This window comes from Alloyangia pacifica (genome assembly GCF_003111685.1).
Classification (GTDB): domain Bacteria; phylum Pseudomonadota; class Alphaproteobacteria; order Rhodobacterales; family Rhodobacteraceae; genus Salipiger; species Salipiger pacificus_A.
This window is the reverse complement of the sequence record NZ_CP022189.1, coordinates 346153-359501: the sequence shown is the minus strand read 5'-3', so window position 1 is coordinate 359501 and position 13349 is coordinate 346153. Positions and strand designations below refer to the sequence as shown.

12 protein-coding genes are annotated in these 13349 nt (G+C 68.3%); 5 read left to right on the top strand and 7 right to left on the bottom strand.

The annotated features are described in order from the left end of the window. Positions 1-100 precede the first annotated feature (100 nt). Both choX and CEW88_RS01690 read left to right on the top strand, forming a co-directional pair. Positions 101-1021: a choline ABC transporter substrate-binding protein gene (gene choX, locus CEW88_RS01695; RefSeq protein ID WP_108964408.1), complete on the top strand. Its 921-nt coding sequence runs from the start codon at positions 101-103 to the stop codon at positions 1019-1021. A 156-nt stretch (positions 1022-1177) separates the two neighbouring features. Continuing rightward, entirely contained in the window at positions 1178-3283 is a 2106-nt protein-coding gene (locus tag CEW88_RS01690; RefSeq protein WP_108964407.1) for a methyl-accepting chemotaxis protein, read from the top strand. Between the two features lie 88 nt (positions 3284-3371). Here CEW88_RS01690 and CEW88_RS01685 read toward each other — a convergent pair whose 3' ends face one another. Further along, complete coding sequence (locus CEW88_RS01685; protein ID WP_108964406.1) at positions 3372-3980, bottom strand: enoyl-CoA hydratase/isomerase family protein; 609 nt, start codon at positions 3978-3980, stop codon at positions 3372-3374. Further along, the gene (locus CEW88_RS01680; RefSeq protein WP_108967481.1) at positions 3977-4726 is read right to left on the bottom strand and encodes an SDR family oxidoreductase; all 750 of its coding nucleotides are present in this window, start codon (positions 4724-4726) and stop codon (positions 3977-3979) included. Before CEW88_RS01680 ends, CEW88_RS01685 begins: the two co-directional genes overlap by 4 nt. 133 nt (positions 4727-4859) lie before the next feature. Between CEW88_RS01680 and CEW88_RS01675 the strand changes: the two genes are divergently transcribed. Beyond that, entirely contained in the window at positions 4860-6413 is a 1554-nt protein-coding gene (locus CEW88_RS01675; RefSeq protein WP_108964405.1) for a DUF2125 domain-containing protein, read from the top strand. Between the two features lie 116 nt (positions 6414-6529). On the opposite strand, the gene CEW88_RS01670 is transcribed toward CEW88_RS01675, so the two are convergent. Then, positions 6530-7747, bottom strand: a complete 1218-nt coding sequence (locus tag CEW88_RS01670) for a UbiH/UbiF/VisC/COQ6 family ubiquinone biosynthesis hydroxylase (RefSeq protein WP_108964404.1) — start codon at positions 7745-7747, stop codon at positions 6530-6532. Positions 7748-7866: 119 nt separating this feature from the next. Between CEW88_RS01670 and CEW88_RS01665 the strand changes: the two genes are divergently transcribed. Next, positions 7867-9195 (top strand): amidase, encoded by a 1329-nt coding sequence (locus CEW88_RS01665; protein WP_108967479.1) that lies wholly within the window; start codon positions 7867-7869, stop codon positions 9193-9195. A gap of 63 nt (positions 9196-9258) precedes the next feature. Here the strand turns inward: CEW88_RS01665 and CEW88_RS01660 are convergent, their stop codons facing one another. After that, a complete protein-coding gene (locus tag CEW88_RS01660; protein ID WP_108964403.1) occupies positions 9259-10434 on the bottom strand; it encodes a lytic murein transglycosylase in 1176 nt (391 codons plus the stop codon). Positions 10435-10677: 243 nt separating this feature from the next. Between CEW88_RS01660 and CEW88_RS01655 the strand changes: the two genes are divergently transcribed. Beyond that, complete coding sequence (locus tag CEW88_RS01655) at positions 10678-11064, top strand: response regulator transcription factor (RefSeq protein WP_108964402.1); 387 nt, start codon at positions 10678-10680, stop codon at positions 11062-11064. Here CEW88_RS01655 and CEW88_RS01650 read toward each other — a convergent pair. The 3 genes from CEW88_RS01650 to fmt form a co-directional block, all read right to left on the bottom strand. Continuing rightward, positions 11061-12041 (bottom strand): glutathione S-transferase family protein, encoded by a 981-nt coding sequence (locus tag CEW88_RS01650; RefSeq protein WP_108964401.1) that lies wholly within the window; start codon positions 12039-12041, stop codon positions 11061-11063. The genes CEW88_RS01655 and CEW88_RS01650 overlap by 4 nt on opposite strands. Before the next feature lie 117 nt (positions 12042-12158). Next, positions 12159-12395: a GlsB/YeaQ/YmgE family stress response membrane protein gene (locus CEW88_RS01645; protein WP_108964400.1), complete on the bottom strand. Its 237-nt coding sequence runs from the start codon at positions 12393-12395 to the stop codon at positions 12159-12161. Between the two features lie 14 nt (positions 12396-12409). Next, entirely contained in the window at positions 12410-13324 is a 915-nt protein-coding gene (gene fmt, locus CEW88_RS01640) for a methionyl-tRNA formyltransferase (protein ID WP_108964399.1), read from the bottom strand. Positions 13325-13349 lie beyond the last annotated feature (25 nt).

Here is a 13349-nt window from a genome sequence, read left to right as displayed (position 1 = left end):
CCGCGCCAGAAAGGCGAGAGGCCTTGCGCCCGGAGCCGTTGCAAAGCATTGGCGAAAGGCGCTTACTTGCGCGCACAAAAAACCAACAGGGGACAAGATCATGACCATCTCCCGCCTCGCGCTTCTCACCGCGCTCGCCACGGCCGGCGCCGCCCATGCGGATTGCGACAGCGTCACCTTCTCGGACGTCGGCTGGACCGACATCACCGCCACCACTGCCGCCACCACCGTGGTGCTGCAGGCGCTTGGCTATGACACCGACATCAAGGTGCTTTCGGTGCCGGTCACCTATACCTCGATGGACCGCGGCGACGTGGATGTCTTCCTCGGCAATTGGATGCCCACCATGGAAGGCGATATCGCCCCCTATCGCGAGAAGGGCTCGGTCGACACGGTTCGAGCCAACCTCGAAGGCGCAAAGTACACGCTGGCCACCAACGCCGCCGGGGCTGCGCTCGGCATCGCCGATTTCGCCGACATCGCCGCCCATGCCGATGAGCTCGACGAGACCATCTACGGCATCGAACCGGGCAACGACGGCAACCGGCTGATCCTCGACATGATCGAGGCCGATGCCTTCGGGCTCAAGGCATTCGACGTCAAGGAAAGCTCCGAGCAGGGCATGCTGGCGCAGGTCGACCGCGCCACCAAGCGCGATGAGCCGATCGTCTTCCTGGGCTGGGAGCCGCACCCGATGAACGCCAATTTCGACCTCACCTACCTGTCGGGCGGGGACGAGTGGTTCGGTCCGGATTTTGGCGGAGCCACGGTCTACACCAACACGCGCGCCGGCTACGTTGAAGAGTGCCCCAACGTCGGCAAGCTGCTGGAGAATCTCGAATTCTCGCTGCAGATGGAGAATGAGATCATGGGCGCAATCCTCAACGACGGCACCGATCCCGACAAGGCCGCCGCCGCCTGGCTCAAGGCCAACGCGGGCGTGCTCGACGGCTGGCTCGAGGGCGTCACCACGCTTGAGGGTGGCGATGCCAAGGCCGCCGTGACCGCGGCCCTGAACTGACGCCAACCTCCGGCGCCCCGCCGTGATCAGACGGGGCGCCGCGAAGCCAATCAATTTCGCGACATATTTCCGCTCGCGCCATGGCGCCGTTCAGCAAGTGTTCACCCCTCCGGGTCAACAAGGTCCAAGCTTGCACTTCTGGACGGACCCTTGCCGATGAGCCTGCGACTAATACTTCTGGGCGCGCTCAGCCCGCTTCTAGCGCTGGTGCTCTATTTCTCCGGGCAGGAACTGCTGCGCCTGAACCGCAATGCCGAAGCGCTCGAGCGGGTCGCCCGCATCGCGAACGAGGCCGAGGTGTTCGCGGATCTCGTACACGCGCTGCAGAAGGAACGCGGCTATTCGGCCGGCTTCACCTCGTCCCGCGGCAAGAATTTCGCCGCCGATCTCGCGGCGCAGCGCCAGGCTACCGACGCCCTGCTCGCCAAGTTCTTCGATGCGGTCCCCGCGGCCGAAACCGCCGCCCCCATGACCATGGCCACCCTCCGCGAGCAGACCGACGCCATGCCCGATCTTCGCGCGAAGATCGACCGCTTCACCCTTAGCGTGCCTGAACTGGCCGGGACCTACACCGGGCTGGTGGATCTGCTGCTCGCCGCGGGACGCCAGATGCGCGACTTCGCGCGCTCCCCGGCGACGCGCGCCCTCATGGAGGCGCGTGAGGAAATCGGCCTTGCCAAGGAAAGCGCCGGGCTGGCCCGCGCCATGGGCGCGACCGGGCTCGGAACCGATGTCTTCCCGCAGCAGGTGCATCGCCGCTTCATGGAACTCACCGCGCGCGAAAACGCATCCCTCGCCCGCGCGGCGCTTGTACTGCAGCGGCCAGCCCTGCTCGACGAGCTGCGCGCCACCCCTGCCGCGCAGGCCTTGGCGCCAATGGTCGAAACGATCTCGGCGCTGCCCTACGGGGGCGCGCGCGGCACGCTGACCGCCCCTGCCTGGTTCGCCGCCTCGACGGCCTGGATCGATGCGCTCCGCGAAGTCGAGACCGGCCTCAGCACACAAACCTCGGCGCTGGCGCTCGCCACCGCGCAAGAGGCGCGCAGGGCCCTGATGATCACAGGCGCGCTGACGCTCCTGGTCGCCCTCGCCACGGCCGGGACCGGGGTGCTGATCGCCGAGTTCGTCACGCGGCGGCTCGGGCGGCTCACCTCGGTGATGATGGATTTTGTCGAGGGCCGGTTCGAGGCCTGGGTGCCCTACATCGACAGCCGCGGCGAGATCGGGCGCATGGCGCAGTCGATCTACCGCTTCAAGCAACTCTCGCGCGCCGCGATCGAAAAGCGCGCCGAGGACGAGGCCCGGCTCAATGCCCGCCACCAGCAGGTCGTCGATCTCGTCACCGAGGGTCTGAACGCGCTGGCCCGCGCCGATCTGACCTTGCGCTTTGACGAGCCTCTGGCCGAGGAATACGACGCGATCCGCAACGACTTCAACACCGCCACCGCCCGTCTGCGCGAGGTGATGCGCGCCGTCTCCGGCACCGTCGGAGAGATCGAGGAACGCTCGCGCGGGTTGCGTGGCTCGGCCGCCGATCTCTCCGAACGCACCACCGCCCAGGTCGAGACCATCAGCAGCACCGCCGAGACGGTCTCGGGGCTGACCAGCACCCTGGCCGAGACCAATGGCGCGCTGAAGGACGTGAAGGACCTCGCCGATGAGGCCAAGGGCCGCGCCGACCGCTCGGGCGAGGTGGTGCGCAATGCGGTGGCCGCCATGGATCGTATCGCCGAGAGCTCCGGGCGTATCGCGCAGATCACCGCGGTGATCGAGGACATTTCCTTCCAGACAAATCTCCTGGCGCTCAACGCCGGGGTCGAGGCCGCACGCGCGGGCGAGTCGGGCCGGGGCTTCGCGGTGGTCGCCATGGAGGTGCAAGGGCTCGCCAGCCGCTCCGCCGACGCCGCGCTCGAGATCAAGGGCCTGATCGAGGAAAGCGCCCGGGAGGTCAGCGGCGGCGTCAACCTCGTGGGAGAGACCGGCGAGGCGCTGCAGGCCATTCTCGAACAGATCCTCCGGGTCGACGAGGTCCTCTCGAATATCAGCGCCGCCGCCGAGGCGCAGAACCGCGAGCTTCAGGGGGTGAACAACGCCATGACCCGGCTGCGCGACCTTACCTCCCAGAACATCGAGGTCGCCGATGCCAGCCGGGACGCCTCCACCGAGCTCGCTGAGGGGGCGCAGAGGCTTTCAGCACTGGTAAGCGAATTCGACCTGCGCGCCCCGCAGGACGCCCATCCACCGCAAAGCCGCGCGGCCTGACGGATCGGCGGTGCACGCGAAACCCCTCGCGCAGGCCATCCCTGCCGGGTGTAAGGGGCGCGCGCATCGTCGCCTGGCGGAGTTCGCCTTAGCCAATCAGCGCCTTGATGGCGGCCGCATGCGACGGGTCGGCCGCCAGCGTGTCCTCGGCCAGCGCGCGCGCCGTGACCAGCAGATCCTCTGGCACCACGATGCGGTCGATCAACCCCCAATCCCGCGCCTCTTCCACCGGCACCTTCTGCCCCGCCATCAGGATCATCTTGGTCCGCGCCGGGCCGACCAGCGATGCGAGCCGCGCCGGGTCCGACGGCTGCGGCAGGAAGCCCAGCGCCATAACCGGGTAGAAAACCTTGGCTCCCGGCACCGCGATACGCAGATCGCAGGCCAGCGCCATGCCCATCGCTCCGCCGGCCACCGTGCCGTTGAGCGCGCAGATGCTCAGCCCCGGCACTGCCGCGAGGGCGCCGGAAAGACGCTCCCAGAGCGGCGAGGTCGCGAGCCCCGCCCGCGCCGCGTCAAGGTCCGCACCGGCCGAGAACACGCGCCCGGTGCCGGTGATCACCAGCACCTTCGCTTCGCGCGCCGCCTCGGCGATCTCGCACAGGCGCTCGAGCATCTCCGGGGTGAGCGAATTGGCCTTCTCGGGACGGTCAATCACAGCCAGCCAGTAGCCGCCCTCCCGCGCGAGCGAGATCATGCGACGCCGATCGCGCGGCGCACCGCCTCATCGCGCAGCGAGATCTCGCTGCCGAGGTAGTCGTCGGTCTCGGACCCGCACATCCAAAGCAGCGCCTTTGCCACCCACTCGGGCGGAATGTGGTCTTCCCAGTCCAGCTCGCTGACCGGGTTCATCCCCGAGGCCTTGATCGTGCGCTGCATCTGCGTGGCCACCGTGCCGGGCGAGAGCGAGATCGCGCGGATGCCGCGATCTCGGTACTCGGCATCGGCCATGCGGGTCAGCATCAGCGCCCCCGCCTTCGAGGCGCAATAGGCCGACCAGCCTTCGAGCGGGTGATGCGCAGCGCCCGAGCCGATGGTCAGCACCGTGCCGCTCCCCGCCGCCAGCATCAGCGGCAACGCGGCGTGCATTCCGTGGTAGACGCCCTTGAGATTCACGTCGACGGCCTGCCCCCAAGCGCCGGGGTCGGCTCCGGCCAGCGGCGCGATCGGCTCGATTACCCCGGCGTTGTTCACCAGCACGTCGATCCGCCCGAAGGCCGAGACGCAGGCCTGCACCGCTTGGTCGACCTCCCAGTAGCGCGAGATGTCGCAGGGGATCGCAATCGCCTTCGGCCCGATCTCGCCGGCCAACTCGGCCACCGCCTCGCGGCCGCGCGCCACCAGCGCGACATTTGCCCCGGCTTCGGCAAAAAGACGCGCCGCCGCTGCGCCAATGCCCCGGCTCGCGCCGGTGATCAGCGCGGTTTTCCCCGTCAGGTCCATGGTTTGCCCCATCGCTAGCAGAATCCCCCTCTTGGTAAACACTGGCTTACCCACGGTCCAGCCTCTTGACCCCAACGCGGGGGAAGGCGAACTCTAGGCCATTGTTTACGGCCTACGTCTGAAAGGATTGGATATGCGGTTTCTCACTGGGGATCTCGGGGCAAGATTGGGGGTCGGCGCAACGGCACTGACCCTGGCGCTGCCCGCCCATGCCGATGTCACTCCCGCCGAGGTCTGGGACGACCTGTCGGAGCTGCTCGAAGGCGTCGGCTACGAGGTCTCGGTCACCGAAAGCGAGAGTGGCGGCAACCTGATGCTGGGCGATCTGACCTTGCGCATGGCGATCCCCGAGAGCGAGGGCCAGGCGGCCGGCGATGTCACGCTCGGGCTTGCCGACCTCACTCTGGAGGATCTCGGCGACGGCACCGTCGGGCTGCGCTTTCCGAGCCCCATGCCGATCGAGTTGCGCGTCTCCGAAGAGGGCACCGAGCCGGTCGAGATGACGCTCGAGCTGGCGCAGCAGGCGCTCAGCCTCGTCGCCTCGGGCGATCCCGACGCCTTGAACTACACCTACAGCGCCGAAGCCACCAAGCTCGAGCTGGTCCGCCTTCTGGCCGAGGGCAAGGAGCTGTCCCGCGACATATTCAGCGCCAGTCTCGCCACTGGCCCGCTCTCCGGCAGCTCACAGGTCGCCACGGCAGACGGCAAGCGCCGCTACAGTCACAGCTATCAGGCGGATGAGCTGCGCTACGACCTCTCGGGCAGCGATCCCGAGCAGCCAGGCAGCACCGGACAGGTCTCGGGTCGGGTGACCGGCCTGACCAGCCGCGGCGAATCGGTGATCCCCGAAGCTGCGCCCGGCAGCGATGCCGCCGCGATCATGGGCGCCGGTTTCGAGGGCAGCGGCACAATCACCTTCGACAGCGGCCAGACCACCTTTGCCCTGACCGACGGCGGCGAGACGATGACCGGCAGCAGCAGCTCTCAGGGCGGCTCGCTCAAAGGCGCGATCGACGGCACCCGGATGAGCTATGACTTCGGCCTCAAGGCGCTGAGCTACGAGGCCGAGGGCGGCGATCTGCCCTTCCCGATCAGTGCCGCGATCGATCAGCTCGGCCTGAACCTGTCGATGCCGCTGGCGAAATCTGACACGCCGCAGGACATGGCCCTCGGGGTGACCCTCGGCGGGCTGACCCTGTCGGACGCGATCTGGGGCATCTTCGATCCCGGCGCCACGCTGCCGCGCGATCCGGCCACGCTGGCCTTCGACCTCACCGGCAAGGTGACCCCGCTGGTCTCGCTCTTTGACCCCGCCGGGCTGACAAAGCTCGAGGAGGAAGAGACCCCGCCGGCGGAGCTCAACGCGCTCACGCTGAACAGCCTGACGGTCTCGGCTGCGGGAGCGGAAATCACCGGACAGGGCGATTTCGCCTTCAACCAGGAGGACACCCAGAGCTTTGGCGGCATGCCTGCGCCCGAAGGCGAGGTGACCTTCAACATCAGCGGCGCCAACGGGCTGATCGACAAGCTGATCGCCATGGGGCTGCTGAGCCAGCAGGATGCCATGGGCGCACGGATGATGCTGGGCATGTTCACCGTGCCGGGCTCCGAGCCGGACACCCAGACTTCGACCATCGAGGTGAACGAGCAGGGTCAGATCCTCGCCAACGGACAGCGGATCAAGTAACACCCCTAGAAAAGCAGCGGGCGGACCGATGCATCCGCCCGCTGTTTCTCATGCCCCCGCGCAAATCTCTACGAAGAGATCTGCGAGCTCCCTCGAAGGAGCTTGGTCGCCCCGCCCTATTTCGCCATGAGATCCGGCAACTCGCCGGTAAGCCCCGCCGCCTCGCGCACGAAGTTGCGGCGCAGGCCGGGGACACCCTGCACCAGCGCCATGCCAAGGTCGCGCCCGGCGCGCAGGATCGGGTTGTCGTTCGAGAAGAGCCGGTTGAACAGGTCCGTCGCCGCCGCCAGCGCCGCCGTGTCGAAGCGACGCCAGCTCTGGTAGCGCGCCAGCACCAGAGGCGAGGCCACATCCTCGCCGCGCCGCTGCGCATGGGTCAGAACATGCGCCAACGCCGCCACGTCGCGCAGCCCGGCGTTGAGCCCCTGCCCAGCGATCGGGTGCATGCCATGCGCCGCGTCTCCCACCAGCGCCAGCCGATCGGCGATGAAGGCATTCGCCAGGGTCAGCCCCAACGGGTAGGTGTAGCGCGGCCCGGAGAGGGATATCTCGCCGAGGAAGTCGCCGAAACGCGGGCGCAGCACCTGCAGGTATTCCTCGTCCGGCAGGGCGTGGATGGCACGGGCCAATGCGTCCTTCTCGCTCCAGACGATCGAACTGCGGTTGCCGGTGAGCGGCAGGATGGCGAGCGGCCCGCTCGGCATGAAGAACTGATGCGCCACGCCCTCGTGCGGCAGCTCGTGCGCAATGGCGCAGACCAGCGCGGTCTGCCCGTAGCCCCAGCCCATGCGCCTGATCCCGGCGCGCGCGGCGGTGCCGCTGCTGCGCCCGTCCGCGCCGATCAGCAGCCGCCCGCGCAGGGTGCCGCCATCCGCCAGGGTCACCGTGGCTCCCGAGACGTCCACCGCTTGCCCGACCACCGTCGCCGAGGCGCGATGGGTGACCAGCGGCTCGGCGGCCATAGCCTCGAGCAGGGCGCGGCGCAGGAAGCGGTCTTCGACCATATGGCCCATCGGGCCTTCCTCGATTTCCGCCGAGGCGAAATCGAGCCCGAGAAAGACCTCCGCCTCGCCAACCCGCCCGTCGGTGACACGGATCGCGCTCATCGGCTGGGCGTCGGGGGAAAGCTGCTCCCACAGCCCGAGATTAGCCAGCAGCCGCACCGAGGCAAGCGCCAGCGCGTAGGCGCGGCCATCGAACTCGGGTTCGGCCCGCATCTCGGCGGGCAGGGCGTCGATGACGGTGGCGCTGAGGCCGGCCTTGGCCGCCGCCAGCGCAAGGGCTGGCCCGTTGAGGCCACCGCCGATAATGAGCAGATCGCTGTCCTGTGTCATGGGGCGTACTATGGTCCTGCGGGTGGGATTGTCCATGCGCCGCCGTGCCGCTACCGTCGCGCAAATCGAAAAAAGCAAAGCCGCCCAGGATGGAAGGCGGCCTCAACAAGGAAAGCGGCATGACGGACTGGACAGGGAAAAGCGCGGCAGAGCTGGGGCGGGCGATCGGTGCGGGCGAAGTCGACCCGGTCGATCTGGCGCAGGCCTATCTCGACAAGATCGCGGCGCACCCGCTGAGGGATCGCATTTACGCGCGGGTGACGCCTGACCGCGCACTGGCCGAGGCGAAAGCCGCCGGCGCCCGCGCCAAGGCGGGCATGCGCCTCTCGCCGCTCGACGGCGTGCCGGTGAGCTGGAAGGACCTCTTCGACACCGCTGGCGTGGCGACCGAGGCGGGCTCGAAGGTGCTTGAGGGCCGGGTGCCCGAGACCGACGCCGAAGTCCTGCAGACCGCCACCGCCATGGGGCTGGTCTGCCTCGGCAAGACTCACTTGTCGGAACTGGCCTTCTCCGGCCTTGGTCTGAACCCGATCACCGCAACCCCGCCCTCGGTCAATGACGCCGAGGCGGTGGCGGGCGGGTCCTCCTCGGGCGCCGCGGCCTCGGTCGCCTTCGGCCTTGCCGCCGCCGCGGTCGGCTCGGACACCGGCGGCTCGGTGCGCATCCCCGCGGCCTGGAACGATCTCGTCGGCCTCAAGACCACCGCGGGGCGCCTGTCGCTGGTCGGCGCGGTGCCGCTGGCCTCGCGCTTCGACACGGTCGGCCCGCTGTGCCGCACCGTCGAGGATGCGGCGCTGATGCTTGCCGCCCTCGAGGGTCGCCGTGCTCCCGACCTGACCGGCGCCTCTCTCGAAGGCGTGCGCTTCGCCGCGCTCACCACCATCGTCATGGACGGGCTGCGCCCCGAGCCGGCCGCCGCCTACCAATCGGCGCTTGAGCGACTGGGAGCCGCGGGCGCCGAGATCGTGCCGCTCGACGTGCCCGAGGTCGCCATCCCCATGGGCGATGCCGCCGTGCTCTACACCGCAGAAGCCTGGGCCACCTGGGGCGACGACATCACCGACCGCAGCGATCTGATGTTCGCGCCGATCCGCGAGCGTTTCGAGGGCGGCAAGGCCTTTACCGCCGCCGAATACCTCCGTGCTTGGGAGCGGATGATGCAGGCCCGCGCCGCCTGGGCCGAGGCCACCGCGGGCTTCGACGCGGTGCTTTGCCCCAGCGCCCCGAACCTGCCGCCCAAGGTCGACCGGCTGCTCAGCGACGACGACTACTACGTGACCGAGAACCTGCTCACCCTGCGCAACACTCGGGTCGGCAATGTCATGGGGCTCTGCGCGACCACGCTGCCCACCGGTACGCCGAGCTGCGGGATTTCGCTGATGGCCGCGCCGATGGAGGAGGACCGCCTCCTGCGCCTCTCCGCCGCCGCCGAAACCGCCCTCGCCTGATCGCAAAACACCAAGGCCGGGCGTTGTCCGCCCGGCCCTTTACGCAGGCCTGCAGAATTGCGTTCAGAAGCCCTGCAGGAGCTCTGCCGTCGGCCAGCCATCGACAGCGAGACCCATTTCGGCCTGCACTTTCCGCACCGCGCTCCGCGTCCCCGCGCCGAGGATGCCATCCGCCTCTCCGACGTCGAAGCCGCGCGCCTGCAACTTGCGCTGCAACTGCTGCATCTGCGGCCCTGAAAGCCCCGGCGCAGGGCTGCCCGCGTCGTAGACCGGCGCGCCCTCGAGCCTTGTGGCGAAGTACCCCGCGGTCAGCACGTAGGTGAAGCTCTGGTTCCACTCGAAGAAGACCCGGAAGTTCGGATAGGCGATGAAGGCCGGACCTCCCCGCCCATGTGGCAAGATGATCGAGGCCTGCAACCGCCCGTCATCCAGCGCGCCATTGCGCCCGGCAACTCCCAGCCGCTCCCATTCGGCGACGGTCAGGCTCGTTTCCAGGCCGGTCATCGACCAGTCGAACTCCGCCGGTAGGGTGATCTCCTGCAGCCAGGGCTCGTTGGGACGCCAGCCAAGGCCCGAGAGCATCCGTGCGCCCGACATCAGCGCATCGGGCACCGACGCCTTGAGCCGCACGTGCCCGTCGCCATCGCCGTCGACGCCGTTCTCGATGATGTCCCGGGGCAGCATCTGTACCATGCCGATCTCTCCCGCCCAGGCCCCGGTGGTGGTCGCAGGGTCGAAATCGCCGTGCTCGTAAAGCTCGAGCGCGGCGATCAACTGCGGGCGGAACAGCTCGGGCCGACGGCAATCATGCGCCAGCGTGGCCAGCGCATTGGCGGTGTTGAAGTTGCCCTGGTAGCCACCGTAGTCGGTCTCGAAGGCCCAGAATGCCAGCAGCACCCCGCGCGAGATGCCGTAGTCGCGCTCGATCCGGTCAAAAACGGCATCCCACTCGTCGGCCTTGCGGCGCCCCTTGTCGAGCCGGTCCTGCGAGATCAGCTTGCGCGAGAACTCGATGAAAGGGGCCTGGAAGATGCCCTGCGCCCGGTCGGCTTTCAGGACCTTGGGGTCCTGCCTGAGGCCGTAGAAGAAGCGGTCTGCCATCGCCGGGTTCGCGCCTTGCGCCACGGCCTCTTCGGACACCCCGCGCAAGAAGTCGCGGAAGTCGCCGCCGCAGGGCACCGATTGCGCCTGCGCCGCCACGGGAAGCAGCAGGGCGGTCAGGAAGGGCAGGACACGCATCGACACCTCGCACAAAGACTGCCCCCACCCTATCAGCCAGCGACCGGCAGGCAAGCGGTCCGGGCTCCGCACCGATCACGCCCGGTTGCAGGCTCTGTGAGCGAATATTCATCCCTGCCCGGCAAAATTAATGTTTTGTTTAGGAAGCCGCCCGAAAACAGTGGAGCAGGACAAATCCGGCTAAAATCGAGAAGAGATCACGGTCAGCTGCTTCAAGGGGAAGTGTCCACCGGGAGATGATGAATGAAAGTCCTCATCGTACAAGGTGACCAGACCCTCGCCCGGATTTGGAGCCGCCATCTTGCAGGCAACGGCGCCGACGTCCTCGTCGCGCAGGACCAAGAGGGGGCAACCCAGATGCTCCGCGGCGAAGACATCGACGTGATCGTGCTCGACCTGATGCTCGCCGCGGGCAGCGCACTTGCGGTCGCGGATTTCGCCTCTTACCGGCAGCCCAACTGCCGCGTCGTCTTCGTGACGAACGCGCCAGTCTTTTCTGACGGCTCGATCTTCCGTCACTGCGCCAATGCCTGCGCCTACCTGCCCACGGCGACGGCCCCCGCCGACCTGGCCGCCATGGTCGAACACTACGGCGCGCTGCGTCGTCTGAGCTCTCAGCCCGCGCTTTAGAGCGCGTCGCGCCCATGCGGCGCATCGAGCTCGAGCACCGGCCCGATCGGGACGATGCGGTGCGGATTGATCGTGTCGTGGCTGTAGTGGTAGTGCCGCGTGATGTGGTCGAGCCGCACCGTCTCTGCCACGCCCGGCCATTGGTAAAGCTCGCGCACATAGGCCCAAAGCGCCGGGTAGTCGACGATGCGGCGCCGGTTGCACTTGAAATGGCCATGGTAGACCGTATCGAAGCGGATCAGCGTGGTGAACAGCCGCCAATCGGCCTCGGTGATCCGGTCGCCCATCAGGTAGCGCTGGTCGGACAGGCGCGCTTCCAGCCAATCGAGCGTCTCGAAGAGCGGCAGAACCGCTGCCTCGTAGGCCTCCTGCGAGGTCGCGAAGCCCGCCTTGTAGACGCCGTTGTTGACCGTGTCGTAGATGCGCGCGTTCACCGGCTCGATGGCCTCGCGCAGCGCCTCGGGCCAATAGTCATCCGTGTTGCCAGTCAGCCCGTCGAAGGCAGAGTTGAACATGCGGATGATCTCGGCGCTCTCGTTGGACACGATGGTCTTGCGCTGGCGATCCCAGAGCACCGGCACGGTCACCCGCCCCGAGATCTCCGGATCGGCTTTGAGATAGATGTCGCGCAGGAAGGGCAGATCGTGCAGCCGGTCGCCGGTGGCACCATCGAAATCGGTGCGGAACTCCCAGCCTTCGGACAGCATCTCGGGATGGACGACGCTCACGGGGATGAGGTCTTCGAGCCCCTTGAGGGCCCGGAAAATCAGCGCTCGATGCGCCCAGGGGCAGGCATAGCTGACGTAAAGATGATAGCGGTCCGGTTCGGCCTTGAAGCCGCCCTCGCCCGAGGGTCCTGCGCTGCCGTCCGCGGTGATCCAGTTGCGGAACTTGGCAGTGGACCGGACAAATTTCCCGCCAGTCTTGCTGGTGTCATACCAGGTGTCCTGCCATTCGCCGTCGACCAGTTGGCCCATGATGTGCGCGCTCCCTGCGTTTTCTTTCAAGAAATACGTAGGGGAGCTGCCTGTCCCGGCAAACAGGCACTCGCGCGCAGCCCCTCAGGCATGAGCGCACAGCCGGGGCGTGCTAGCTCAGCGCGACCCGAACCTCTGAAGGATCCAGATCAGGAGCATCGCGCCCAGCACCGCGCCGATGAGCCCGGCGAGCGCACCGGTCACCGCGATCAGCCCGCGCAGCACAAGCCCGCCGATGAGCGCACCGCCCATGCCGAGGGCCACCGTCTGCAGCACGCCAGTCCGCACCTGCATGACTCGCGTGGCAAAGAAGCCCGCCGCGGCGCCGATGATCAGAAGCCAGAGAATGCCCATGCCGTGTCCTCCCGCTATGCGCCGCCCAGCACCGTGCCGGCGGGAACCTTCATGCCGCGCAGGAAGGTCTCCGCATCCTGCGCGCCCTTGCCCGCGCGCTGCGCCCGGGTGATCTGCACCGCGCCCGCGCCGCAGGCGATGACGAAGCCCCCGTCCAGCGCCTCGCCCGGCGCGCCCTCGCCCGGAACCACCCGCGCGCCGAGGAGCTTGACGCGTTCGCCATCCACCATGGTCCAGGCCCCCGGGAAGGGCGCCAGCCCGCGGATTCGCCGCGAGACCTCCTCGGCGGGCAGGCTCCAGTCCAGCACCGCCTCGGCCTTGTCGATCTTCTGCGCATAGGTCACCCCCGCCTCGGGCTGCGGCACTGGCTCCAGCAGGTCCAGCCGCTCGAGCGCGGTGACGATAAGCCGGGCGCCCATCTTCGAGAGCCGGTCATGCAACTCCCCGGTGGTCTCCTCGGCGCCAATGGTGAGCGCCTCGCGCAGCAGCACCGGACCGGTGTCGAGCCCCGCCTCCATCTGCATGATGCACACGCCGGTCTCCGGGTCGCCGGACAAGATCGCCCGGTGGATCGGCGCCGCCCCGCGCCAGCGCGGCAGCAAGGACGCATGGATATTCAGACAGCCGCGCGCAGGCGCATCGAGGATCGCCTGCGGCAGGATCAGCCCGTAGGCCACGACCACCGCCACATCGGCCTTCAGCGCGGCGAATTCCGCCTGCTCGTCAGCCCCCCGCAGGCTCGCCGGGTGGCGCACCTCCAGCCCCAGCGCCTCGGCGCGGGCCTGCACCGGCGAGGGCCGGTCCTTCTTGCCGCGCCCGGCGGGCCGCGGCGGCTGGCTGTAGACCGCGGCGATCTCGTGTCCGGCCCCGACCAGCGACTCGAGCACCGGCACCGAAAAGTCCGGCGTTCCCATGAAGACCACGCGCATCCGCCGCCCCTTTCCTGTTTCCAAA

Excerpts from the sequence above, each read along its gene's own strand:
- CEW88_RS01670 (WP_108964404.1), bottom strand. The coding sequence starts at position 7,747 with ATGACACAGGACAGCGATCTGCTCATTATCGGCGGTGGCCTCAACGGG.
- CEW88_RS01655 (WP_108964402.1), top strand. The coding sequence starts at position 10,678 with ATGAAAGTCCTCATCGTACAAGGTGACCAGACCCTCGCCCGGATTTGG.
- choX (WP_108964408.1), top strand. The coding sequence starts at position 101 with ATGACCATCTCCCGCCTCGCGCTTCTCACCGCGCTCGCCACGGCCGGC.
- CEW88_RS01660 (WP_108964403.1), bottom strand. The coding sequence starts at position 10,434 with ATGCGTGTCCTGCCCTTCCTGACCGCCCTGCTGCTTCCCGTGGCGGCG.
- CEW88_RS01685 (WP_108964406.1), bottom strand. The coding sequence starts at position 3,980 with ATGATCTCGCTCGCGCGGGAGGGCGGCTACTGGCTGGCTGTGATTGAC.
- CEW88_RS01680 (WP_108967481.1), bottom strand. The coding sequence starts at position 4,726 with ATGGACCTGACGGGGAAAACCGCGCTGATCACCGGCGCGAGCCGGGGC.
- CEW88_RS01645 (WP_108964400.1), bottom strand. The coding sequence starts at position 12,395 with ATGGGCATTCTCTGGCTTCTGATCATCGGCGCCGCGGCGGGCTTCTTT.
- fmt (WP_108964399.1), bottom strand. The coding sequence starts at position 13,324 with ATGCGCGTGGTCTTCATGGGAACGCCGGACTTTTCGGTGCCGGTGCTC.
- CEW88_RS01665 (WP_108967479.1), top strand. The coding sequence starts at position 7,867 with ATGACGGACTGGACAGGGAAAAGCGCGGCAGAGCTGGGGCGGGCGATC.
- CEW88_RS01650 (WP_108964401.1), bottom strand. The coding sequence starts at position 12,041 with ATGGGCCAACTGGTCGACGGCGAATGGCAGGACACCTGGTATGACACC.
- CEW88_RS01675 (WP_108964405.1), top strand. The coding sequence starts at position 4,860 with ATGCGGTTTCTCACTGGGGATCTCGGGGCAAGATTGGGGGTCGGCGCA.
- CEW88_RS01690 (WP_108964407.1), top strand. The coding sequence starts at position 1,178 with ATGAGCCTGCGACTAATACTTCTGGGCGCGCTCAGCCCGCTTCTAGCG.